The following is a 23103-nucleotide window of genomic DNA, read 5'->3' on the forward strand; positions in this document are numbered from 1 at the left end:
ATGCAACTGAATGCAGGCTGTGAACTTTATTTTGACGCCGAAACGCCAACCCCTTTAATATTAATGCTACGCCCCCGCTCTGGAGCAGGGCAATGGATTATTCGGGAAGAGTACCAGATTACCCCAGCGGTTAATGTTACGGAGTTTACCGACATGTATGGCAATCTTTGTCAGCGGGTTGTTGCTCCAGCAGGACCTTTCTCCATTCATTTTTCGGCCACTGTTCAAACCGCTGATCTGATCGATGTGGCACCAGGCGCGCCCTATACACCCGTCGAAGATTTGCCCGACGATGTGCTCCATTATACCCTGCCTAGCCGGTATTGTCAGTCGGATCAGTTAGGGAACCTTGCCGCTGATATTACCGCCAATACTGAACCAGGCTACGACCAGGCCGAAGCTATCCGAAAATGGATTCATGAGAACGTCAAGTACGAATACGGCACCAGCGATGCCAGTACATCGGCTGTAGATACCGCCAACAATCGAATCGGTGTTTGTCGGGATTTCACCCATTTGGGTATTTCTCTTTGCCGATCGCTAAATATTCCGGCCCGTATGGTCGTTGGGTATTTGTATCAGCTCGATCCTATGGACTTACACGCCTGGTTCGAAGCCTATGTCGATGGGCGCTGGTTTACGTTTGATGCCACTCAGACCGAACCGCGTGGTAATCGAATAACGGTAGCCTATGGACGTGATGCAGCCGATGTAGCTTTTACGACGCAGTTTGGTCCGATGAAACTTAACGACATGAAGGTGTGGGTAGATATGGCTCAGCCAGAAATCCACGAAGCAGAAAAAAAAGTTGACGACGCTCCAACCCTTTCGGCATCTGTTGGGTCTAACCAACCAACGACCAATACACCATGAAAATACAACTGCTTTTCTGTGCTCTGATCGGTGTACTGACGGCTTGCCAGCACGAGTCTGATATTCAGCCGAGCACCTCTTCCCTTGCCAGCGAAGCAGTTGGAACCTACCGCACTAATTTTTACCTCGACCCATCGTATGTAGCCCTTTCGCCAGGCCAGATGCCCTATGTTGAGCTAAAACAGGAGTCAGATAGTAATGTAACCCTGCTACTCAACAAACCGTATCCTTCTTCTGAGACAAAGGCCATTTCACATGTACGGCTACAGCGTAAATCAGATGGAGTCGAGCTACAAGTAGCCAATACCAGCATAGGTACCCTACAAACCGATCGCGTATTCACAAATAGCGGTATGGAAAAACAGGGGCAACTGCTGCGGTTGGCTGCTCAGGATGGCTCAATCAGTGAGTTTGTCGGGGTTAAGCAATAAACGAGTTTCTTCAGCGACGGTTAAGCCAAAATTCTCTTTTCATCGACGCTGAAGCACTTCGTCGAGTTTGGCTTTGTAGATCCGCCCAATAGGTAGTTCTTCATTATTGACCCGGATATAACTGGCGCTGATAGCCTGAATGTGGTCCAGCGATACAATAAACGATTTGTGGATTCTGACGAAGTGGTCGGGAGGGAGTTTTTCTTCGAGGTAACTGATGCGTAAATAGGAGACTAATGGACCAGATACGGTGTGAATCCTGACATAATCTTTCAGGCTCTCAATCCATAGAATATCGTCCAGGTCAATCTTAACCATTTCCTTATCGACCTTAAAGTACTGGTAGTTCTTGGCAGGTCGAACCCGTTCAGGCGCTTCGGTCTGCGCGGTTTTAGCGGGCAGAAACCGATAGATTTTACCGACCGATTGCAGGAATCGTTCAAAGGAAATGGGCTTTACCAGAAAGTCCACCACATCGAACTCGTAACTATCCAATGCATATTCCCGAAAAGCCGTGGTGAAAATTACTTTAGGCCGATAGCCTAATGGTCGTAACAGATCGAAACCGGTCAGGCGGGGCATTTGGATGTCTAGAAATAAGACATCGACGGTAGTTTGCTGAAGAAATGGCAGGGCACGCGTTGGGCTATTCGATACGCCCATCAGTTGAAAATCTGGCAACCGACCTATGTATTCTTTTAACAGGTCGGTTGCCAGAGGCTCATCATCCAGTACAAAACAACGAACAGCCATCAGATCGGACAGTAGTTTGGAACGAACTGACCCGAATGGACCATCCGTCGATAACCGTATAGCAACGCCTTATTTTTTATCGATTCGGTATAACCGCCCCTGATCGGTAACGGCATATAAAGCGCCATCTTTCCCCTGGGTAATATCCCGGAAACGCTGAAGCTGGTCCGACAACAGTCGTTCTTCGCCAACTACTTTGTTGTTCTCAATAACCAGTCGTAGCACGTGCATGCCACTCAACGTACCAATGAACAGGTTGTTGTTCCACTCCGGTACGTTGTTGCCACTGTAGAACGTCATACCGCTTGGCGAAACACTGGGGTCCCAGTAGTAAACGGGCTGTTCGAGCCCATCTTTCTGCTGGATACCTTCTCCTACTTTCTGGCCACTGTATTCGATGCCATACGTAATAGTGGGCCAGCCATAGTTTTTACCTGGCTGAATCCGGTTGATCTCATCGCCACCCCGTGGTCCAAACTCACCTTCCCACAGATCGCCCGTTACCGGATGAAATGCCAGACTCTGTACATTTCGATGCCCGTAGGAGTATAATTCAGGACGCGCGTCGGCCCGACCCACGAATGGATTTCCCGAAGCGGGTTTACCATCTTTAGTAATGCGAATCACTTTGCCTAAACCCGAATTAAGGGATTGGGCCTGAGGACGCGTTACAAGATCCGACCGTTCGCCAGTACTGATCACCAGATTACCCTGCTTGTCGATCAAAATCCGGCCACCATAGTGTAAATTTCCTTTATAGGCAGGGGTAGCCCGGTAGATAACCGTGGCATTTTCTATTTTCTTCTCATCTGCCGACAGTTTACCCTTTGCAACGGCTGTCAGATTTCCATCAGACAGAGGCTCTGAAAACACCCAGTACACCATACGATTCGTGGCAAAATCGGGGTCGACACGAACACCCAGAAGACCGCCCTGACCGGATGAGTTCACGGCTGGTAAACCCGTAATTGGGTCACTCACCTTTCCGGCCGTTGTCACGATGCGCATGGAGCCTTCCCGCTGTGTGACAAGCAATCGACCATCGGGCAGACTAGTTATACCCCAGGGACTTGTAAGAGCTTCGGTTAGGACTTTGCCTTCGTAGGGAGTTGTTGTTTTTGTAGCTGCGATCCGTGTTTGACCAGCAAAAGCCGATTTATAAGCAGAGTTAGGCGCTTTTGTTTCGACAGATGCGGTACTACTGCCAGCCGTTGGCTGACCACAGGCGTCCATCGTAAGACCAATCAGGACCAAGCCTACACTACTGATTGGCACTATCATTCGTTTTATCATGGTTAATTAACGTTAGATTCTTTGATGTGATTGATGTTTAGTTGATTAAAGCGTTAAGTTAAGGCGAATTTCAGGACAGCCAAAAACTGACTATCTTCGGGCAAGGTCACCAGCTCATATTGCCCTGGAAATAAGATGTCCAGCCGTCGTTTAAGATTCGTTAGTCCAAGCCCCGATGCTTCGGGATAGACAACATCATCAGGCACCGAGTTTTCGACAGAAAAAACCAGCCGGTTGCTACTCTGCGACAAATGTAGCTGAATCCAGCAAGCCGTTTCTGTTTGGGCAGCCCCATGTTTGAACGCATTTTCGACAAAGGGTAACAAAAGCATGGGTGGAATCATAACCTGATTCAGACTAGTCAGTTCATCAAAGTTTGTCTGTACATCCAGTCGATCGCCATACCGGATCTTTTCCAGCGCAATATAATCTGACAGATAATCGATTTCTTTGGTGATTGGCACTTCGGAGCGGTGACTTTCGTGAAGCTGGTAACTGAGCAGTCCGGCCAGTCGTTGCAGTAGATGCGGCATCTGTGCTGGCTGGTGTATCGAAACCGAAATCAGGTTATTGAGGGTGTTGAACAAAAAGTGGGGCTGTACCTGCGATTGCAGCAATCGGTATTCGGCCGATAGTTTTTCCCGCCGATAGGTTTCGCTCAGTTGCTGCTGGCGCAGCGCGTGCCTGACCAACTCAACTGCTACAAACAGGCCAACCACTAAATGAAGCTGCATGGATTCGGCCAGAATTTTTGGCCAATAAAAAAGTGGCTTTTGCAAACCATCCGGGTAGTAGACCGGATATAGAAATGTATAGTTCGTCATCCGGCGCAAAAGCCCGAACACGACGATTCCACCAATCAGACTCAACCAAAATCCAGGCATACGACCCGTCAGCAAAAACCGCCGTACTGTGATGAGCAGATGCCAGTATCCGGCAATCAGGAGCAATGGAATATTCAAGGCTATCTGGCGAAAGCTTTGCTGGAAATTGTCCATGTACGCTCCTGTGTTGAGCCATTCGAACAGAAAATAGCCTATCCAGAAAAGGCCCTGCGTCAAGGCTTCTCGCCGAGGTCGTCCGTCCTGGTTAAGCGTCCGCAACTGAACCATCTTCACAATGCTTGCATTCAGGCTTCGAAATTACAGCGTCGGAGGATTCATTCAGGAATAATTTGCCCAACAGCGTCGACAGGCTCCTCAACGGAATCCTTACTCGACAAATGACACGATTTACTCGACCAACTGCGCTTCTGGCGTTTACGGAGTCATGTGGGCAAGCAGACCTGTCATTAGGCTAAAATGCCCTTCTTGTATCAGGCTAATCGATTGATTTGTCGACGGGAATACAACGTCGAATTTAAATCTATCAACAAGTATGCACAATCATTCCATGGCCCTGCACAGACAAAGCAACATCTCAACTCGATTTGTAACTAAACGCTATCTGGCCTTACTAGGGCGTCTAATCCGCACGAATCTGCGTTTTGATTTACTACTGATCAGCGTAGTTTTTCTTTTAGTAAGCGCATACTCGCTAAAAGCCCAGCCTGATCGGTATACATTACAACCCATGGATGAGCCAGACTCTAGCCAGGGCTATTGGCGGCTGAAAACACTGGCTGCTTCGCGGAGTACTCAGATTCAATTTTTTGGCGCTGATCGTCAGCTGCTTTACGAAGAAAATCTGCCGGGGCAATGGGTACGGCTCAGCCGCAGAAACCGGAAACAGTTCGATCAATTGCTGGCTCAGCTAGTAGCCAATCAGCTCTTAACGACTCGCATCAAAACGGAACTCTTACCTTCTGAACCCGCCAAACTGCGTCCAAATCTGGCTTCCCGACCTGATATTGATACGACTAACGCAGCCACTTCTGCTTCATATCATGTTCACGCTTATATAAATCAAGCGGGTAAATTACACCTACTGGTCAACAATCCCGAACGGTTACGCTATAAAATTGAGATCGTCGATCAGCATAAACGGCCGCTCTACGAAGAATTCAGTAATCTGTATTCGTACAGAAGACGACTCGATTTAGCGCTTATTCCCGACACCATCTGCCGGGTCATGGTACATATCGCTCAGAAACGGTTTCTGTATGCAGTAAAGAGGCACAATGCCCGATTCAGCTTCACCTTGCAACCTCAATTCGTTAACCCCCGGCAGCCTAACTTAATCCCCAAGCCGGATACCAGCGAACAGCAATTCACACCAATTCCGATCAGTTTGTAATCACGTTTTCCGTAACTCTTTGCTACTTCTTCCGATAGATAATAGACACAGGATAAACAATCCTGATTGAGCAGTCAAATTAGCCAGCCAATCGTTATATTCGCCAAAATATAACGATTGATAGGTCGATTGTACAACCTATATGCTCAACTCTACACTTATCTGGCTAGGTTTTGCTTCTATGCATGTTGCAGGCGATACAATACCTAGTCCAGATACCCTGCGTTCACGCGAATTGGCTGAAGTTGTTGTTTCGGCCTCGAGGGTACCCGAATCAATTCTACGCTCTCCGGTAAGTATCGAAGTGCTGGATGCTCGACGAATTCGACTATCGGCTCAACCCTCTTACTTCGATGCCATAGAGAACCTGAAAGGTGTTCAGGTATTGACCTCTAGCCTGGGTTTTAAGGTGTACAACACACGTGGCTTTGCCAACACAACCAACGTCCGTTTTGTACAGCTCGTTGATGGGCGCGATAATCAGGCTCCCCATATCGGCGCTCCCATTGCCAGTGCCTTAGCGCCCTCTGATTTAGACATTCAGCGTGTTGAGGTAGTGCCCGGTGTTGCCTCGGCTTTGTACGGTATGAATGCGCTCAATGGTCTGGTCAATATTATTACACGTAACCCGTTCGATTCGCCTGGTCTGAGCATCGGGCAGAAAACCGGCGTCAACCATGTAGCTGATGCAGCCGTTTCAGCGCAACTATATTCCGAAACCAGCTTACGCTACGCCCAGCGGATCGGCAACCGATTGGCCTTCAAAGTCAATCTGGTCTATCAGCGCGGGTATGACTGGATTGCCGCTAATTCGATGGATCTGAATCCAACGGGAAACAGCTCCCTAGGGCTGCTGGGCGCGGATAACCCGGCACTCGACCCAGTGAACAGCTATGGGAACGAATCAGCTAACCGACGAACCTTAACCCTGGGCGGCAAACGCTATAGCATAGCCCGTACAGGGTATTATGAATCTCAGGTCACCGACTATCGGCTGCTGAATCTGCGGGGTGATCTCTCACTACACTACCGCTTTTCCCCTACTATAGAATTGGCCTACACGTACCAGGGGGCTACGCTCAACAATGTGTATCAGCGTACAAATCGATTTCGACTGGAAAATTATGTGCTTGACCAGCATAGCCTGACGTTTACATCGCCTTCCGTACAAATCCGCGCATATCGCTCTCGGGAAAATACAGGTGATTCTTACAACATCCGGTCGATGGCGGAGAACATCGATAAATCGTTCAAATCGGATAATCAATGGTTCGCTGATTTTACCAGTCAGTTTAATGCCGATACCAAAGCCGATATGACGGTTCCTGATGCACTCCGGGATGCCCGATCGTTTGCCGACCGGGGTCGACCAATTCCAGGCACAGCAGCATTTAACACACTGATTAGCAACCTTCGAGCGATCAACAACTGGGATATTGGTGCTGCTTTACAGGTTAAATCCTGGCTATACCATGCCGAAGGACAGTGGGAACCAACCAAAGTGCTCTGGAAGAATTTTCGACAGCAAACGGGTATTGATCTATTGATAGGCTTTGATTTCCGGCGCTATGTCGTCTTCCCCGATGGTAATTATTTCATTAACCCAACCGAACCTGGGCATAATCTGGTCTATGGAAAAGAAGGCGGTTTTGTGCAGGCCAGCCGCAACTTTCTGGACGACCGACTAAAAGTGACAGGCTCACTACGACTCGATAAGAATACCTACTTTGATCCTCGGCTAAACCCTCGACTGGCACTGGTCTACTCCCCTACTGACTACCACAATCTCCGGGTATCTTATCAGAATGGGTATCGGTTTCCATCGCTTTTTGAGGCTTTTTCAAATGTCAATTCGGGGGGTGTCAAGCGAGTCGGTGGACTTCCGATCATGTCGAAGGGTATTTACGAAAATGCCTATCTGGTCACCTCTATCAATGCTTTTCAGGCAGCCATTACAACCGATGTCAATACTAACGGCCTATCTACCAGTCAGGCTATTCAGAAAAACAAAGGGCTCCTGAAGGCAAGTCCCTATACGTACCTTAAACCTGAGCAGATCAATAGTTTTGAGATCGGTTATAAAGGACTTTGGTTTGCTCAGCGCCTGTATGTCGATGTTGATTTCTATTACAGCGCCTATCGAAACTTTATCGCACAGGTCAATGCCAATCTGCCCAAAGGAAGCAACTCCGACTCGCTGGCTTACTATTTTTCGAGTTCAACGACGCAGGATCGGTATCGTCTCTGGACCAACTCGCAAACCCGTGTGTACAACTATGGCGCCAGTGCTGCCCTACGTTATAGCGTGACGACTAACTGGTCATTGGGCGGTAATGCCTCCTTTGCGAAACTCGACCGGGCCGAAAATGGGGACGGGCTGGAAAGCGCCTTCAACACACCTCAGTGGATTACCAACCTAACCGTTACGAACGGAAACCTTTGGAATGGGATTGGCTTCTCTATCAATTACAAATATCAGCGCAGCTTCCTGTGGCAATCAGAACTGGCTACGGGAACAGTGCCAGCCATCAACACTGTAGATGCTCAACTCAGTTATCAGCTCCGCAAAGCAGGCCTATTAGTTAAAGTAGGTGGCACCAACCTATTAAATCAACCTTACTATACCTTTATTGGTGGCCCCGCTGTAGGTGGTTTCTATTACACAAACCTGATTTGGGAGTTGCCCAGGAAATAGCAAGTCCAGTTACTTCATAAAAAAATCGCGCTACCGTCGGGCAGCGCGATTTTTTTAAGTTATCTGCTTAACCAATTAGCGTATAGCAAATTCACCCGAACCGATACGGAAACCTTCCGAATACAGTTCAACAGTGTATTTACCAGGCTTATATGGAATACCACGGCTATACAGCAACTCAACATTCTGGTTGTTGTTGGTATAGTTCACCGTTTGTTTCGTGGTATAGATGGTTTCATTACCGTCAACGGTGAATGTACCAGAGCCATTAGCCATATCCGAAACAACAGCGCCGTCAGGATCAAGCACCCGAACATAGACATCTTTCGCTTCTTCTCTCGTCAGCGGGTTATCCAGCAGCGTGTATACTACTTTGATTTTGTCCAGCTTTTTGGCTTTGTAGGCATCGTCTTCTTTCACTTTGCCCTTCGAATTAACCGCGAATACTTTTACGTTCTGTGCTTTCAAGGCAGCAGCACGAGTTACTTTAGTGGTCAATTCATTGTTTTGCGCAACGAATGTGTTCACAGAATCCCGTAATTGCTGACGATTTGTTTTCAGACCGGTATTCTCTTCATCCAGCGTTTTTACGTTGGTAGCGAGTGTGACATTTTCACGTTGCAGACCAGCAATGAGCGTATCTTTTTCCGCCAAGAAAGCTTCGTATTGCTTGATTTTAGCTTCATACTTAGCAATCGAAACCCGGTTACCGCGTTTTAAAGCCGCTTTATCCTGCTCCAATTGCACTTTCATCTTCTCTAGCTCCGATACATCACCGCCTAATTTCTGTACTTCAGCAATTTTAGCATCCAACGCCGTTGAGATCGAGTCCAGCTTAACGCGAGTGGTCGACAGTTCTTCAACACGTTCTGATATGGTTACTTCCTGGTTTTCAGAAACCTTCTTTTGATCAAAGTACAGATAACTCGATACACCGGCTAAACCCGTCATAATGATCAGGGCAGCCAGAAGAGCACCATTTGCTTTTGACTTGGGCGCATTATTTTCCATTGCAAATTTTCAGTTTAACGATTAAACATGCACAAACTTAAAAAAGCCGCTTTCGCGGTTGTGTAGAGGTTGTTACATCCAAGCTTTTGTTTGAATGAAAAATGATAGATTTTTTTATGAGCGACATTACCGGAACGCCAGCTTACAGCAACCTATTGTAATGAACAACTCATGGAGTTAAAAAAAGGTTTAAATAGTACCTATAAAACACCGCAAATTTATATAATGATTATCAGACACATAGACCGTTCGATAAATATTTTATTTACTCTATAGTAAGCATATTCCCTTAGTAGGATAAACTCCATATCCCAAAACAACCCTGACACACAGAAGGTTTACGTCCAAAATCAAATCCGAATGCCAGAACTTCCAGAGGTCGAGATCCGACGCCAATACCTCGAAACGTCATCGCTTTATCAGCCTATCAGCCACATTGAGGTGGAAGATAAAAAACTGCTTACTACAGACTACCATACACTACAGGCTAGGTTAACTGGGCGGCAATTCGTCGGAACAGAGCGGGTGGGAAAAAACCTGTTCATACACACCGATCAGCCGGGCATCATCGTCCACATGCACTTTGGTATGACGGGCGATCTGGAATACTACCACTCGTCTCTCGACCGTCCGCGCTTTGCCCGAATCGTATTTGAATTTACAAACGGCTTCAATCTGGGTTTCTTATGCCCCCGGAAATTCGAGCGGATAGGCCTGATTGAAAACATCGATGAATTCCTGAACCGAAAGAAAATTGGTGCGGATGGCCTTGCTATATCTGTAGACGAATTAACCGAACAAGTCCGGCGTAAAAAAGCGTTTATCAAGCCTGTTTTGCTCGACCAACGAGTGGTGGCAGGGCTGGGCAACTGGATTGTCGATGAAGTATTGTTTCAGGCACGGATTCATCCTGAACAACGCGCCGAAACGCTTAGTGATATTCAGATAAGCCAGCTACACGACGCAATCCGGCTTGTTCTCGAAACGGCTATCCGGTACGAAGCTACCTATCGTGATTTCCCTATTGATTTTCTGATTCACGTTCGTGAGTGGGATAACTCACCCTATGATGACGTTGAAGCGCACAAATTCTGTCCCCGTTGTCATACCCGCATCGAGCGTTCGGTGGTTGGCGGACGCACTACCTTCTTCTGCCCCCGTGAACAATTTATCCATTGAACTTGCATCGCCAAAAACATGTTCTTGTATTAAATGTATATACATTTAAAATGACAACACAACGAACAATTTCTGATATACGCACGGCTACACCCAATAGTGTTGGGGATGGCTTCATTGGTCTGAATGCGTTTCATCCACAAGGGTCGCGCCCTTTCAGCCCGTTTCTGCTTCTGGATCATCATGGCCCAATGAAGGTAAAGCCCTCTGAATACCCCAAAGGAGTGGATCAACACCCACACCGGGGATTTGAAACGGTTACGATTGTTTATGAAGGCGCTTTAGAACATCGCGATTCGGCTGGAAATCATGGCAAACTCTTTGCCGGTGATGTCCAATGGATGACGGCTGCCGCAGGCATTATTCATGAAGAAAAACATGAGCGTGCTTTTTCGCGGCAGGGTGGCCAACTGGATTTTGTACAGCTATGGGTAAACTTACCAGCCCGATACAAAATGAATCCACCCAGATATCAGGACATTGCAGCCTCAACTATTACAACGGCTACCTTACCGGGCGGTGGTCAGTTGCGGGTCATTGCGGGCGAACTGGCGGGTTTGCAAGGTCCGGCAAGCACATTCAGCCCTGTCGTTGTGGCTGATTTATCGCTGAACCAAGGTCAGACCGAAATCGTAACGATTCCTGAATCGTACGCTCTGATGGTTTACGTATTAAGTGGTTCGGCAACGCTCAATTCAACGCCTATTGATCGGGGACAGATTGCCCTCCTGAACCAGGATGGCGACAGTATTTCGCTTTCGGCTGCTGAAAAAACAAAGCTGCTTATTCTGGCTGGGGAACCCATCCGGGAGCCGCTGGCAGTATATGGACCGTTTGTAATGAACACACGAGAAGAAATTTTGGAAGCGTTCGAAGACTTTCAGGCCGGACGTATGGGTGTCTTGTGATCAGGCAGGTCAAGAGTGGTCAGGTATTGAAAACAATCTCTAAGCCACTCTTGACCGCATCTGACAACAGTCTACAAATCTTTTATATTTCCGAAGCCAATCACATCCCGATATACGGGATTGTCGCGCAGTTCAGTAGCCCGAATCAGCTTATCGGCACCGAATTTTGTTTTCAACTCATAGAGCGTTTTTCGGAGCGTGGCTTTACGGGTATCATTTTCAAATAAACTAAGGGGAACAACTTCAGCAGGAATAAACCGAAAAACAGCTACACACATACTTCGTAACTGTTCGTTCAGAACAGGTTCGCACCGATGGGCGACCTGAAATTTGTCCAACCGCTCCCGAATAATGCGATAGAGTTCAGGGCCATCCTGCTTGGGCTCTGTAAAATGAACTTCATAGTTATAGGTCTTACCCGAATGATAGCGGCAGGAGAATGACAAATCCTGACAAAATAGCTCTTTGCGAACCATTCGTCGTTCGAGTGTCAGGCAAAGCGATTGTAGCAATTCATCCAGTCGCTCGGGCGAGCATCGCTGATCGGCCGAGATAGTACGCATGGCCGACATACTTTTAGTCTCTTCGACGGTATCAAAGTCAACTTCTCCGCCAAAATTTAACCGCAAATGCCAGTGCCACCCTACAATACTCTGACAAACCGCCCGAAGGTGCTCTGGTTTTGCATAGCGTAGATCAATGGGCGTATGCACACCACCCGCCTGCAAACGAGCCGCCATGCGCTGGCCAATGCCCGGCAAATCAGTTAGGGTCAGCGAACGGAGCACATCATCAATGGTTTCAGGCGTAATAAGGGTCATGCCGTCGGGCTTTTGAATATCCGATGCCAGTTTGGCCAGAAACACATTTGGAGCAATACCGATCGAGCAGCGGAGCCAGTCGCCCACTTTTTCACGTATGGCCTGTTTAATTGCCAAAGCCGTTTGTCGTACATCCTTATAGACCAGTTGGTAATTTGTTAAATCCACTACAGCCTCATCAATGCTTTTGGGCACCACATCGTCTGAAAATTGCCGAAGTACGTCGATGATTTTGACATGGAACTCCCGGTACCGATTGGGATGCGTTTCGATAGGTACTAAATCCGGGCAGAGTACGATTGCTTCGTCCAGCCGCATTCCGGTTTTCACCCCACGTAATTTAGCCTCGATTGATGGGGCGATCACACAACCATGCCGACCTGTGTATACGCACACCCCCACCGGCCGACCACGTAACCAGTAGTTCACTTGTTGCTCACACGAGGCAAAAAAGCTGTTCATATCGACAAAAAGTACTGTTGGCAGCGTGTGTGTGCCCAATCGGTTCCGTTTCATTAATTTTTGGATAGAAAAGTGTCTTACAGTACTAGCATACGTCTATATTTGTAGTATGTTCTTTATAATACAACTGCAATATATTTTACTTGTATTATAATATCCAACTATCCAGACCATCATATCCAATAAATTGTTCAAAAAATTAGCTGTATTGTGACGATTCAGGACCGACTAAAGCAGGTTTTCGATGCCCTAGGCATAACGATCTACCAGATTTCCAAGGAGTTAGGCGAAAACCCTTCTAAATTTTATAATATTCTGAACGGTCGGGCCAAACCGTCGTACGATACGATTATGAGTTTGCTGACCTGCTACCCGCAAATCAGTTCCGACTTTCTGATTCGGGGAAAGTTGCCGGTGTTAAATACTCCAGAGACCAATGTCCGGCTAATGACAGCCGACGAGGATACCCTTGAAGTCCCCTTCATTCCGGTCAAGTTTTACGCCAGCTTCGTGGAGAGTTATGCCGATGGGATCAACGGAACGGATATGGAAACTTTCCGGGTTCGGAAAGCGGTCGTAAAAAATCAGAAACAGGCTGTAGTGCTCGAAATTTCGGGCAATAGCATGAGCCCTCAACTAATCCACGGTGCTAAAGTTCTGGCTGTTCCGGTCAGTGACAGTAACTGGGAATACCAGTCGGGTGGGGTTTATGCAGTGATGTATCGGGATTATTTCGTCGTAAAACGCATTCGCGACAACGAACTCTTGACCCGTAAATACCTTACGCTTCACTCCGATAATCCCAACGGCGGTAACGTGACGGTTCCCTTACAGGATATTCGGGGCATCTGGAAAATCGTCTCGATTGTAGAAGCTCCGGTGGAATAAAAAAACCCAAACAAGTAAGGGTAATCCAGTAGGTAAGGAATTGAAAACAATCGCCTTACCTACTGGATTACCCTTACTTATTTTTGATCATTACCTGACCACTTTCTCAACATCCTTCTGGTGCGCCCACATGTCCTGGAAAATAGGGCTGTTTTGTTGAAGCCCTGAAAAAGTACCCTCATCAACGATCCGGCCATCCTGCATGATATAGATATAATCGAACAAGGGCAGCAGATGCAGCCGATGTAAAGTCGATACAACCGCTTTATCAGCAAACTCCTGCAGAAGTTCCCGGTAAATCTGGAGTTCCGTTTTAGGATCTACGCTACTCGTCGGTTCATCCAGTAACACAATACCACTGGCACGAGCGGCTAATACACCGCGTGCCAATGCCAGTCGCTGACGTTGGCCACCCGATAAGTTCACCCCTTTTTCCTGAATATTCGTTTCCAGTCCATTGGGTAATCGACGTACGACTTCGTCAAAACGGGCTGCTCGACACACTTCCCGTATATCTTCATCCTCAAAGGGTAGCCCAAGGGTGATATTATAGGCAATTGTGTTCTCGAAAATCTCTGGTTCCTGCGGAAATAAGGTTACTGTGTTTGCAACAGCGTTCAAATCAGGGTAAGTAGCTCCATCAACCCGAACCGATAACCCTGGCTCAGGAATGTACAGGCCACGCAGCAGGGTTAGCAATGTACTTTTACCAGAACCACTTTCCCCAATAAAGGCGACTCGTTTACCGCGACCCAGGCGAACTGCCAATTCGTTCAGATGAACCGCTTTTTGCTTGCTCCCTGCCGGACGACTGTGCGAGAAATTTAACCCGGTAATGTCGATGGTCTGCCAACCCTCTGGCAAGCTTGCATCTTCCGGGCGTTCATAACGGACATAGGCTTCGTTAATGGATCGCACCGTCTGCACATCGGTATTATACTGCACAATTTGCGTGTACTGCCAGGCAATGTCGTTGAACACGCTGGTAAATTGGTTCACATAGCCCAGCAGGGTTACCAATCCCCCTACCAGAAACACCTTACCCGGCTCATAATGCTGATATACATACCCTGTAGCCAACACCACATAAATAAGCCCAACCAGCATCGACGCCACAAACCACTTCCATTCATTGATTTTTACCTGCCGAATGAACGGCGGAAAAACAGCCGCTATTTTATGTAGCAAACTTTCCTGAATCCGCTGCTCCAGCCGAAGGGTGATAACGGTAATGATATTGGAAAGACTATCGAAAAGCGTCGATGAAACCACATGTTCCCGTTCATTCGTCTCGTCCAGGGCTACGATAAATGGGCGATCAAACCGGAGAATAACCCAGATAGTCACTATACCCAGGCCCACGCCAATCAGTCCGAAAGTAGGGGAAAAATAGAGCATGGCCCCAAAGGAAAAGACAAATTTCGCCAGGGCCTGCAAATACATAAACCCATCCTGAAAAAATGTCTTCAGGGCATCATACGCCTTACGAATCCGATTGATGGTCGCTCCACTGTGGTGATCTTTATGCCAGCCGACCGGTAAATGCAGTGTTTTGTGAAATAAATCATCCAGGAAATTCCGACTCAGGTTAAACGCCAGCTTTCGCTCCATAACCCGAGCAGGTCCATGAAATATCCATTCCAGTACCTCTAGCCCCATATATCCACCCGCATACAACCAGACCAGCCTAAGAATAGACGTAGGCTGTTGCTGCAACTCACCAATAAACCAGCCAAATAATAATGGTCGTAAAGCCGCTACGGCATTGGCCATAATGAATAGGCAATAAACTAGCACATACTGGCGTTTTTCGTGCCGGGCATACACCCAGGCCGTGCGCAGTAGGGCTAAATAAGGATTTTGCATGATTCCAAGTTGCGGCCTTATTTCCTTAAGGCAGATTCTATGCTCACAATGGCCAAAAGGGTAGAATAGTTTCGATTATAATCTTTGCCTAATGGTTGGTTTTCTAATTGAAATTCAGTAATTTTGCGTCCTGATTTGTAAAAGGGTGGCCGAATTATTGGCCAAAGCCCTTCCTTCGAGTTTAGAAAAACATAACTTTCAGTATAACAAGCTAATGGCTCGCGATTTAAATTTCACGAGAAACATCGGTATCGCTGCCCACATTGATGCGGGTAAGACAACCACCACCGAGCGTATTCTGTATTATGCCGGGGTAAGTCACAAGATTGGTGAGGTACACGATGGCGCTGCTACCATGGACTGGATGGAGCAGGAACAAGAGCGGGGTATTACGATTACCTCGGCTGCTACCACTGTCGATTGGACCTATCGCAATCAAAAGTATCACATCAACATCATTGATACCCCAGGGCACGTTGACTTCACCGTTGAAGTAAACCGCTCGCTGCGTGTACTCGATGGGCTGGTGTTCCTCTTCAGCGCCGTTGACGGTGTAGAGCCTCAGTCAGAAACCAACTGGCGTCTGGCCAACAATTATCACGTGGCTCGTTTGGGCTTCGTGAACAAAATGGACCGTTCGGGTGCCGACTTCCTGAATGTCTGCAAGCAGGTAAAAGAAATGCTGGGCAGCTACGCTGTTCCCCTTCAGTTACCAATCGGCGAAGAAGACAACTTCAAAGGAGTTGTTGACCTGGTTAACTTCCGGGGTATCGTTTGGAACGAATCCGACAAAGGCATGACCTTCGAGGTTGTCCCCATTCCAGATGATATGTTGGACGAAGCCACCGAATGGCGGGAGAAACTGCTCGAAGCCGTTGCTGAATTCGACGACCAACTCATGGAGAAATACTTTGAGGATCCTGAGTCGATCTCGGAAGACGAAATTCTGGCTGCGCTTCGCAAAGCGACCATCGCCATGAAAATCGTTCCGATGCTTTGCGGTTCTTCGTTCAAAAACAAAGGGGTGCAAACCATGCTCGACTATGTGATGGCGCTGCTGCCTTCACCGTTGGACAAGGAGAGCATCAAAGGTACCAATCCAAACACAGGCGAAGAAATCTCCCGGAAGCCATCTACTTCGGAGCCATTCTCTGCGCTGGCGTTTAAAATTGCTACCGACCCTTACGTAGGTCGCTTGTGCTTTGTTCGCTCGTACTCGGGTGTTCTGGAGTCTGGTTCATACATCCTGAATAACCGTTCGGGCAACAAAGAGCGGATTTCCCGGATTTTCCAGATGCACGCCAACAAGCAAAATCAGATCGAACGTCTGGAAGCTGGTGATATTGGTGCTGTAGTTGGATTTAAGGACATCAAAACGGGTGATACGCTATCGGATGAAAAGAACCCAATCGTTCTGGAATCGATGGTATTCCCCGATCCCGTTATTGGTTACGCTATCGAGCCGAAGAAAACCGCCGATCAGGACAACTTCTCGAAAGCAATTGGTAAGTTGATCGAAGAAGACCCAACCCTGAAAGTTGAGTCGAACGAAGAAACCGGCCAGACCATTATCCGGGGTATGGGTGAGCTTCACCTCGAAATCATCATCGACCGGATGCGTCGTGAGTTCAAGGTCGAAGTAAATCAGGGAGCTCCACAGGTAGCTTACAAAGAGAAGCTGACCAAAAACGTTGAGCACCGCGAAGTATACAAGAAACAGACAGGTGGTCGTGGTAAGTTTGCCGATATCGTATTCGAACTGGGGCCCCGCGACCCTGAAGAGGATGGCTCGGTTAAACCAGGTCTGCAATTCGAGAATGGTATCGTTGGTGGTGTGATTCCCCGCGAATTCATTCAGCCAGTTGCCAAAGGCTTTGAAGAATCGTTGAAAAATGGTCCGCTGGCTGGCTTCCCGCTCGAAAGCATGAAAGTCCGATTGTTCCACGGTTCGTACCACGATGTTGACTCCGACTCGCTGTCGTTCGAAATGGCGGCTCGTCTGGGCTTCCGTGAAGCGGCTCGTCAGGCTGGTCCGAAACTGCTCGAACCGATCATGGCCGTTGAAGTTCTGACACCAGAAGAATATACCGGTCCTATCACGGGCGACCTCAACCGTCGTCGCGGTGTGATGAAAGGTATGGATTCAAAAGCCGGATCGCAGGTGATCAAGGCTGACGTTCCTCTGTCAGAACTGTTCGGTTACGTAACGGATTTGCGTACGATGTCGTCGGGTCGTGCTACGGCTAACCTGACCTTCTCGCACTACGAAGTCGTTCCACAGAACATTTCGGACGCAGTAGTCGCTAAAGAAAAAGGTACTGTGAAGGCGTAATATTGCATTTCTGGCAAATAAGAAAGGCGATCTGAAACTTCAGATCGCCTTTCTTATTTGCTAGAAATGCAATATTAAATCTAAGGTACAGGTATATACTTAGATGAGGCTAAAACTTGCTGACCAGATTCAGAATAGAAAAGTGTATTTGAAAAAGTATTTTCATCTAAATAAATCAACGTATAGTTTAATGTTGCAGGCGCAGGATAATTAATCACAACTGTCATTTTACTCTCATCATTACGATCAAACTTCCAGGTCAGTGTATACTTATTATTTAAAGGATCGGTAAGTAAGCCGGACCCATCTGTCTTAAATACTAGCCGAACTCTAGAGTAGTCTGAGCCTGTAGTATTTATTCCATTCATTTTGTATGACGTTTGGACGCCACCAATTTGCTGGACTGTTTCATAAAGCTGCCAAGTATGCTGTGTCAATAATTGAGTATTTGTTAAAGGTGCAGGCGTGTCATCTTTTTTGCAACTCGACAATACAAGTATTATACTGGTCCAAATAATTAATAAGTTGATCGCACTATTGTCAAATGATTTACCTGTAAAGGCGCGATAGTAATTCATAAAAATATAGCTCAGTAGTGGTTATGATTTTATTCCCTCAAATTTTAGAAAACTTTTAATAAAGACATATTATAAATTTTTTTTATGTCTTTATTAAAAAGTTGTGAATAGCAAATGCAGACAGCTTTTCCATATAAGCGCCACAAACCATCGTAGTAACTTTATATTGAACTCAATTTTTCTTATCTTTGCACCCGCATTTACCGCCCGACTGGAGTAAATGGTTCTTTCAGCGGGCGTTTGTCTTAAACGAACCACAACACAATGAGCCAAAAAATTCGCATTAAGCTGAAGTCGTTCGACCACATGCTGGTTGACAAGTCGGCAGAAAAGATCGTGAAAGCGGTTAAATCGACGGGTGCTGTTGTTAGCGGCCCCATCCCCCTGCCAACCAACAAAGAAATCTATACGGTGCTTCGGTCGCCCCACGTTAACAAAAAGGCCCGTGAGCAATTCCAGCTTTGCACCTACAAACGGTTAGTTGACATCTACAGCAGCAGCGCTAAAACAGTTGATGCCCTGATGAAACTCGAACTCCCTAGCGGTGTTGACGTAGAAATCAAAGTCTAACGAATTTCAGAAAAAGGCTTACTGCCGCTCGTACGAACTGATTAGGTTTCGTATGAGCGGCATTTTTTATTTGTTAATGTATCAGTAACCACTCATTGAGTGAGTAGCATTCCTCAATGAAAAACATAATAAAGAAACTTAATCGCTGCCACTATTTATCCGAATTATAACACCAATCTGCCTGTTATTTTTGTATCTTGTAAGAATACAGTGAACAACAGACCAGGAAGATTTTACTCGTTATGGTAAACGTCATACAGCTACTGCCCGACTCAATTGCCAACCAGATTGCGGCTGGTGAAGTTGTGCAGCGACCCGCTTCGGTGGTTAAAGAGTTGCTCGAAAACTCAGTCGATGCCAAAGCGAAATCCGTACAGGTAATTATCCGGGAGGCTGGCCGAAATCTGATTCAGATTGTAGATGATGGTGTCGGGATGACTGAAACCGACGCCCGAATGAGTTTTGAGCGCCATGCTACGTCTAAAATCCGTTCGTCGGACGATCTATTCCGTATTCGGACAATGGGGTTCCGGGGCGAAGCACTGGCTTCGATTGCCGCTGTTGCGCAGGTAGAAATGCGGACGCGCCGGGCTGAAGATGAATTAGGAACGCTCGTTCGGATTGAAGGATCGGATATAAAAGCACAAGAGCCCATCACTTGCCTGCCAGGAACCAACCTGCTTATAAAAAATTTATTCTTCAACGTACCTGCCCGGCGTAATTTCCTTAAGTCGAACTCTGTGGAAATGCGTCATATTATCGACGAGTTTCAGCATGTAGCCCTAGCCAATCCCGAAGTAGCCTTTTCACTTTTTCATAACGATCAGGAGATTTATAACCTGCCCGCCGGAAAACTGAGCCGACGAATTGTGGATATGTTTGGCAAGAGCTACCGGGAGCAATTGAACTCTTGTGAGGAAAAGACCCCTTACGTAACCGTTCATGGCTACATCGGCAAACCTGAATCGGCTAAAAAAGCGAGGAATGAGCAGTTTTTCTTTGTCAACAACCGATACATTAAGCACAACTACCTCCATCATGCCGTTATAGGCGCTTACGAAGGAACATTGCCTGAAGGGAGCCATCCCTTCTATGTTTTGTTTATCGAGATCGACCCATCCCATATCGATATCAACATACACCCGACAAAAACGGAAATTAAATTCGATGATGAGCGATCAGTCTATGCGATTATGATGGCTGCGGTCCGAAAAGCCGTGGGCTTGTACAATCTGGCTCCATCGCTCGATTTCGATTCAGATGTTAACTTTCTGGCTGGCGTTACCACAAATCCAGGGAGGCCGTCTGGTAAATTGGACCTTGAAGCCCCCCCCGCACCTGTTTCGAACGTCGGTCCATCTGAATCCATGGCTCCTCGGCCTATTAGTCCATCCTGGGCCTCGGGAAATAGCCAGCCCGTCAAAGAGCGAAGTTCACGACGAGATGACTCGCTGGACTCAGCAGCTGGTAGTAGTTTCAATCTGTCGCCAAAGCCTCCTGTCCGACCATCGGTCAATAACTGGCAGACGTTATATGAGGGAGTCGCCGATCCGGAAACCCGTCCAGCCAATACATCGGGCGACTGGTTAGGCCCAGTACGTGCTACTGGTTCGGCAGTCGATCAGCCAGCCACCGAACCAGAACCTATCACGCTTGGCAGTCGAGCCAACCAGCTACAGGTGAGCCTGACTTCTTCGGAAAAAGATAGTCCTGTACTAATTGAGGATGAAAACATCGTTCAACTGCAAAATCGTTACCTTTTAGCCCCGATCAAGTCAGGAGTAATGCTAATCGACCAGCGTAGAGCCTATGAACGAATCCTGTACGACCAGTTTCATACAGCCCTTACCAAACAAAATGGGTCATCTCAGCAGTTATTATTTCCAAAGACCATTACGCTGACTCCCGTTGATTTTCAGTTGGCAATCGACCTGAAACAAGACCTGACAAACCTGGGTTTCGAATTCGATGAGCTAGGCGCTAATACGTTCGTGATTCGGGGCATACCAGCCTTAACTATGGGCGAGAACGAAGAGGAACTATTTGCTAATTTGCTAGCACAACTTCGAGCCGATACGGGTCGCTTAAAATTAGATAAATTGGAATCCATGGCAAGGTCACTCGCACGGCGGTCAGCGATGCACCGCGCAATACGCCTGAGTGCAACCGAATGCCGCGCTTTAGTTAATCAGTTATTTGCCTCAACGAACCCAAGTTACACTCCTACGGGCGAACCAATAACGGTTGTGCTTACGTTGGATAAAATTGCTGGCCTCTTGCGCTGATTATTAAGTTAATCAGTATAAATTAGTTGATATAAAATGTTTAATCTTACTCCCGTAGTTCGTGCTCTGTTAATACTAAACGTATTGGTCTTTCTGGTGACGAATGATGCCATTATTGAACAGTTTGGGCTGCATTCGTTTCTGTCGGACCGATTCAATCCGATTCAGTTACTGACACATATGTTTTTACATGGTGGCTTTAACCATATTTTCAGTAATATGATTGGGTTAATCGTTTTCGGGCCGATGCTGGAGCAATTCTGGGGACCACGCCGTTTTACATTTTTTTATTTTTTTTGCGGTCTGGGCTCGGCGTTACTATTTTCTGGAGTAAACTATTTTGAGATGCACGACGTATATATGTCAGTAGAGGCATATCGGGCAGCTCCAGGTTTTGAGAATTTTTCGGCTTTCGTTGATCAGCATGCAATTTCCTATTACGATCAGCTAGAGCCATTTATTGAGAAGTTTAAAAGCTTTCCTAACGATAGTAAACTTCTTCAGATGAGCGTTTCCTACGTGAATCAGATTTTTACTAGTCAGGTCGACGAGCCTATGGTTGGTGCGTCGGGTGCAATTTTTGGAGTAATTATGGGTTTTGGGCTATTGTTTCCGAACACTCAGCTTTTTTTATTGTTTCCACCTATACCGGTTAAAGCAAAGTATCTCGTTATCTTTTATGGAGCCTTTGAACTTTACTCGGGCATTTATCGGGCGCAGGCCGACAACGTTGCACACTTCGCTCACATTGGCGGTATGCTATTTGCATTTATTCTGGTAAAATACTGGGGTTCCCAGCGCAAAACGTTTTATTAGTGATGAGCGGGTTATTCGACGACTTTCGAACCGAATTCAATAAGCCCAACAATACGTTGGTGCAATTGATCTTGATTAACACGGTGGTATTTCTGGTACTTCTGCTAGCCAGAATTGGCTTGCAGGTAGCTGAACACGGGGCCGTCTATGACTTTATCCGGGATCAACTTACGATGCCTGGCCAGGTTAATGCCTTTCTGCATAAACCCTGGACACTATTCACCTACTTTTTTACCCATGAGGATATTTTCCATGTCCTCTACAATATGCTCTTTTTATACTGGTTTGGCCGATTGATTGATGAATACCTGGGCAATCGACGGCTGATCGGTTTATATATTATGGGGGGGTTGGCAGGAGGCTTACTCTTTCTGGCCATGTTCAATCTGGTACCTTACTTTCAGGTACGCGCTGGCTTACCACTGCTCGGGGCATCGGCGGCTGCTTTTTCGGTAGCGGTTGGTGCGGCTACATTACTCCCAAATTATACATTTCACCTGTTGTTTTTTGGTCCTGTTCGTATTAAGTACATCGTTTTCTTCTTCATCGTCTTATCAATAGCTCAGTCGGCTGGTGAAAATGCTGGCGGTAATTTAGCTCATTTAGGGGGAGCGATGATGGGCTTTGTGTACGTCAAATTACTGCAAAACGGCACGGACTTGGGCCGACCTATTTACTGGGTTGCCGACGGCTGGAGTAATCTGTTCAAGCCCAAACCAGCCGTTAAGGTATCCTATCGGCAACGCAGTAGCACCAGCGCTCAGACGAGTTCATACATGTCGTCGGGAAGTTCATCTTCCAGCCTGTCAGTACCTGATCAGGATGAAGTTGATATGATTCTGGATAAAATTTCACGATCTGGGTACGAAAGTTTAACGCGGGAAGAAAAACAAAAACTCTTCCGCGCCAGCCAACGAAACTAGCTTTTATCAGCGCTTTCCCGAGAGCCTGTTTATACTCAATCCTTTCTTTCTAAAATCTAAGCCTCTGCCATCTCCGTATATATCCAGAGATACAGAGGCTTAGATTTTTTATAGTTATCAAAAAAATGTATTAGTTTCGTTGTTAGAATACAGTTAGCAATTCTCCACCGAACATTCTATTCTG

Annotated in this window: 19 protein-coding genes; 12 read left to right on the plus strand and 7 right to left on the minus strand. The window is 46.9% G+C overall.

Going from position 1 to position 23103, the window contains the following annotated elements; genetic code table 11:
- Together BGO59_RS26210 and BGO59_RS26215 are read left to right on the plus strand one after the other, a co-directional pair.
- Positions 1 to 873, plus strand: coding sequence for a transglutaminase family protein (locus tag BGO59_RS26210; RefSeq protein ID WP_293688581.1), 873 nt, complete (start codon positions 1 to 3; stop codon positions 871 to 873).
- Positions 870 to 1304 (plus strand): hypothetical protein, encoded by a 435-nt coding sequence (locus tag BGO59_RS26215; RefSeq protein ID WP_293688583.1) that lies wholly within the window; start codon positions 870 to 872, stop codon positions 1302 to 1304. Before BGO59_RS26210 ends, BGO59_RS26215 begins: the two co-directional genes overlap by 4 nt.
- Before the next feature lie 39 nt (positions 1305 to 1343).
- Here the strand turns inward: BGO59_RS26215 and BGO59_RS26220 are convergent, their stop codons facing one another.
- From BGO59_RS26220 to BGO59_RS26230, 3 genes are all read right to left on the minus strand, one after another.
- Positions 1344 to 2057: a LytTR family DNA-binding domain-containing protein gene (locus BGO59_RS26220; protein WP_293688585.1), complete on the minus strand. Its 714-nt coding sequence runs from the start codon at positions 2055 to 2057 to the stop codon at positions 1344 to 1346.
- A 69-nt stretch (positions 2058 to 2126) separates the two neighbouring features.
- Positions 2127 to 3338: a PQQ-dependent sugar dehydrogenase gene (locus BGO59_RS26225; RefSeq protein WP_293688587.1), complete on the minus strand. Its 1212-nt coding sequence runs from the start codon at positions 3336 to 3338 to the stop codon at positions 2127 to 2129.
- A gap of 65 nt (positions 3339 to 3403) precedes the next feature.
- Positions 3404 to 4462, minus strand: a complete 1059-nt coding sequence (locus BGO59_RS26230) for a sensor histidine kinase (RefSeq protein ID WP_293688589.1) — start codon at positions 4460 to 4462, stop codon at positions 3404 to 3406.
- A 265-nt stretch (positions 4463 to 4727) separates the two neighbouring features.
- Here BGO59_RS26230 and BGO59_RS26235 point away from each other — a divergent pair, with 265 nt between their 5' ends.
- Together BGO59_RS26235 and BGO59_RS26240 are read left to right on the plus strand one after the other, a co-directional pair.
- The gene (locus tag BGO59_RS26235; protein WP_293688591.1) at positions 4728 to 5585 is read left to right on the plus strand and encodes a hypothetical protein; all 858 of its coding nucleotides are present in this window, start codon (positions 4728 to 4730) and stop codon (positions 5583 to 5585) included.
- Positions 5586 to 5727: 142 nt separating this feature from the next.
- Entirely contained in the window at positions 5728 to 8280 is a 2553-nt protein-coding gene (locus BGO59_RS26240; RefSeq protein WP_293688593.1) for a TonB-dependent receptor, read from the plus strand.
- A gap of 75 nt (positions 8281 to 8355) precedes the next feature.
- On the opposite strand, the gene BGO59_RS26245 is transcribed toward BGO59_RS26240, so the two are convergent.
- Positions 8356 to 9291, minus strand: coding sequence for a hypothetical protein (locus BGO59_RS26245; protein WP_293688595.1), 936 nt, complete (start codon positions 9289 to 9291; stop codon positions 8356 to 8358).
- Between the two features lie 360 nt (positions 9292 to 9651).
- Here BGO59_RS26245 and BGO59_RS26250 point away from each other — a divergent pair, with 360 nt between their 5' ends.
- Together BGO59_RS26250 and BGO59_RS26255 are read left to right on the plus strand one after the other, a co-directional pair.
- Positions 9652 to 10470 (plus strand): DNA-formamidopyrimidine glycosylase family protein, encoded by an 819-nt coding sequence (locus tag BGO59_RS26250; protein WP_293688597.1) that lies wholly within the window; start codon positions 9652 to 9654, stop codon positions 10468 to 10470.
- A gap of 50 nt (positions 10471 to 10520) precedes the next feature.
- Positions 10521 to 11378 (plus strand): pirin family protein, encoded by an 858-nt coding sequence (locus BGO59_RS26255; RefSeq protein ID WP_293688599.1) that lies wholly within the window; start codon positions 10521 to 10523, stop codon positions 11376 to 11378.
- A 71-nt stretch (positions 11379 to 11449) separates the two neighbouring features.
- Here the strand turns inward: BGO59_RS26255 and BGO59_RS26260 are convergent, their stop codons facing one another.
- Positions 11450 to 12715, minus strand: a complete 1266-nt coding sequence (locus BGO59_RS26260) for a DNA polymerase IV (protein WP_293688600.1) — start codon at positions 12713 to 12715, stop codon at positions 11450 to 11452.
- Positions 12716 to 12859: 144 nt separating this feature from the next.
- Here BGO59_RS26260 and BGO59_RS26265 point away from each other — a divergent pair, with 144 nt between their 5' ends.
- The gene (locus BGO59_RS26265) at positions 12860 to 13549 is read left to right on the plus strand and encodes an XRE family transcriptional regulator (RefSeq protein WP_293688703.1); all 690 of its coding nucleotides are present in this window, start codon (positions 12860 to 12862) and stop codon (positions 13547 to 13549) included.
- A 90-nt stretch (positions 13550 to 13639) separates the two neighbouring features.
- Here BGO59_RS26265 and BGO59_RS26270 read toward each other — a convergent pair whose 3' ends face one another.
- Positions 13640 to 15415: an ABC transporter ATP-binding protein gene (locus BGO59_RS26270; RefSeq protein ID WP_293688602.1), complete on the minus strand. Its 1776-nt coding sequence runs from the start codon at positions 15413 to 15415 to the stop codon at positions 13640 to 13642.
- 214 nt (positions 15416 to 15629) lie between these two features.
- Between BGO59_RS26270 and fusA the strand changes: the two genes are divergently transcribed.
- Entirely contained in the window at positions 15630 to 17747 is a 2118-nt protein-coding gene (gene fusA, locus BGO59_RS26275) for an elongation factor G (RefSeq protein ID WP_293688604.1), read from the plus strand.
- Positions 17748 to 17827: 80 nt separating this feature from the next.
- Here the strand turns inward: fusA and BGO59_RS26280 are convergent, their stop codons facing one another.
- On the minus strand, positions 17828 to 18325 hold the full coding sequence (locus tag BGO59_RS26280) for a hypothetical protein (RefSeq protein ID WP_293688606.1): 498 nt from the start codon (positions 18323 to 18325) through the stop codon (positions 17828 to 17830).
- 264 nt (positions 18326 to 18589) lie between these two features.
- Here BGO59_RS26280 and rpsJ point away from each other — a divergent pair, with 264 nt between their 5' ends.
- The 4 genes from rpsJ to BGO59_RS26300 all read left to right on the plus strand — a co-directional run bounded on the left by rpsJ (position 18590) and on the right by BGO59_RS26300 (position 22919).
- Positions 18590 to 18895 (plus strand): 30S ribosomal protein S10, encoded by a 306-nt coding sequence (gene rpsJ, locus BGO59_RS26285; protein ID WP_020596417.1) that lies wholly within the window; start codon positions 18590 to 18592, stop codon positions 18893 to 18895.
- 242 nt (positions 18896 to 19137) lie between these two features.
- Positions 19138 to 21180, plus strand: a complete 2043-nt coding sequence (gene mutL / locus BGO59_RS26290; protein ID WP_293688608.1) for a DNA mismatch repair endonuclease MutL — start codon at positions 19138 to 19140, stop codon at positions 21178 to 21180.
- Positions 21181 to 21216: 36 nt separating this feature from the next.
- On the plus strand, positions 21217 to 21996 hold the full coding sequence (locus tag BGO59_RS26295; RefSeq protein WP_293688610.1) for a rhomboid family intramembrane serine protease: 780 nt from the start codon (positions 21217 to 21219) through the stop codon (positions 21994 to 21996).
- A 2-nt stretch (positions 21997 to 21998) separates the two neighbouring features.
- Positions 21999 to 22919 (plus strand): rhomboid family intramembrane serine protease, encoded by a 921-nt coding sequence (locus BGO59_RS26300; RefSeq protein WP_293688612.1) that lies wholly within the window; start codon positions 21999 to 22001, stop codon positions 22917 to 22919.
- The last annotated feature ends 184 nt before the right edge of the window (positions 22920 to 23103 follow it).

Origin of the sequence: Spirosoma sp. 48-14, from assembly GCF_001898575.1 — a bacterium.
GTDB lineage: Bacteria > Bacteroidota > Bacteroidia > Cytophagales > Spirosomataceae > Spirosoma.

Excerpts from the sequence above, each read along its gene's own strand:
- BGO59_RS26210 (WP_293688581.1), top strand. The coding sequence starts at position 1 with ATGCAACTGAATGCAGGCTGTGAACTTTATTTTGACGCCGAAACGCCA.
- BGO59_RS26215 (WP_293688583.1), top strand. The coding sequence starts at position 870 with ATGAAAATACAACTGCTTTTCTGTGCTCTGATCGGTGTACTGACGGCT.
- BGO59_RS26220 (WP_293688585.1), bottom strand. The coding sequence starts at position 2,057 with ATGGCTGTTCGTTGTTTTGTACTGGATGATGAGCCTCTGGCAACCGAC.
- BGO59_RS26225 (WP_293688587.1), bottom strand. The coding sequence starts at position 3,338 with ATGATAGTGCCAATCAGTAGTGTAGGCTTGGTCCTGATTGGTCTTACG.
- BGO59_RS26230 (WP_293688589.1), bottom strand. The coding sequence starts at position 4,462 with ATGGTTCAGTTGCGGACGCTTAACCAGGACGGACGACCTCGGCGAGAA.
- BGO59_RS26235 (WP_293688591.1), top strand. The coding sequence starts at position 4,728 with ATGCACAATCATTCCATGGCCCTGCACAGACAAAGCAACATCTCAACT.
- BGO59_RS26240 (WP_293688593.1), top strand. The coding sequence starts at position 5,728 with ATGCTCAACTCTACACTTATCTGGCTAGGTTTTGCTTCTATGCATGTT.
- BGO59_RS26245 (WP_293688595.1), bottom strand. The coding sequence starts at position 9,291 with ATGGAAAATAATGCGCCCAAGTCAAAAGCAAATGGTGCTCTTCTGGCT.
- BGO59_RS26250 (WP_293688597.1), top strand. The coding sequence starts at position 9,652 with ATGCCAGAACTTCCAGAGGTCGAGATCCGACGCCAATACCTCGAAACG.
- BGO59_RS26255 (WP_293688599.1), top strand. The coding sequence starts at position 10,521 with ATGACAACACAACGAACAATTTCTGATATACGCACGGCTACACCCAAT.
- BGO59_RS26260 (WP_293688600.1), bottom strand. The coding sequence starts at position 12,715 with ATGAAACGGAACCGATTGGGCACACACACGCTGCCAACAGTACTTTTT.
- BGO59_RS26270 (WP_293688602.1), bottom strand. The coding sequence starts at position 15,415 with ATGCAAAATCCTTATTTAGCCCTACTGCGCACGGCCTGGGTGTATGCC.
- fusA (WP_293688604.1), top strand. The coding sequence starts at position 15,630 with ATGGCTCGCGATTTAAATTTCACGAGAAACATCGGTATCGCTGCCCAC.
- BGO59_RS26280 (WP_293688606.1), bottom strand. The coding sequence starts at position 18,325 with ATGAATTACTATCGCGCCTTTACAGGTAAATCATTTGACAATAGTGCG.
- rpsJ (WP_020596417.1), top strand. The coding sequence starts at position 18,590 with ATGAGCCAAAAAATTCGCATTAAGCTGAAGTCGTTCGACCACATGCTG.
- mutL (WP_293688608.1), top strand. The coding sequence starts at position 19,138 with ATGGTAAACGTCATACAGCTACTGCCCGACTCAATTGCCAACCAGATT.
- BGO59_RS26295 (WP_293688610.1), top strand. The coding sequence starts at position 21,217 with ATGTTTAATCTTACTCCCGTAGTTCGTGCTCTGTTAATACTAAACGTA.
- BGO59_RS26300 (WP_293688612.1), top strand. The coding sequence starts at position 21,999 with ATGAGCGGGTTATTCGACGACTTTCGAACCGAATTCAATAAGCCCAAC.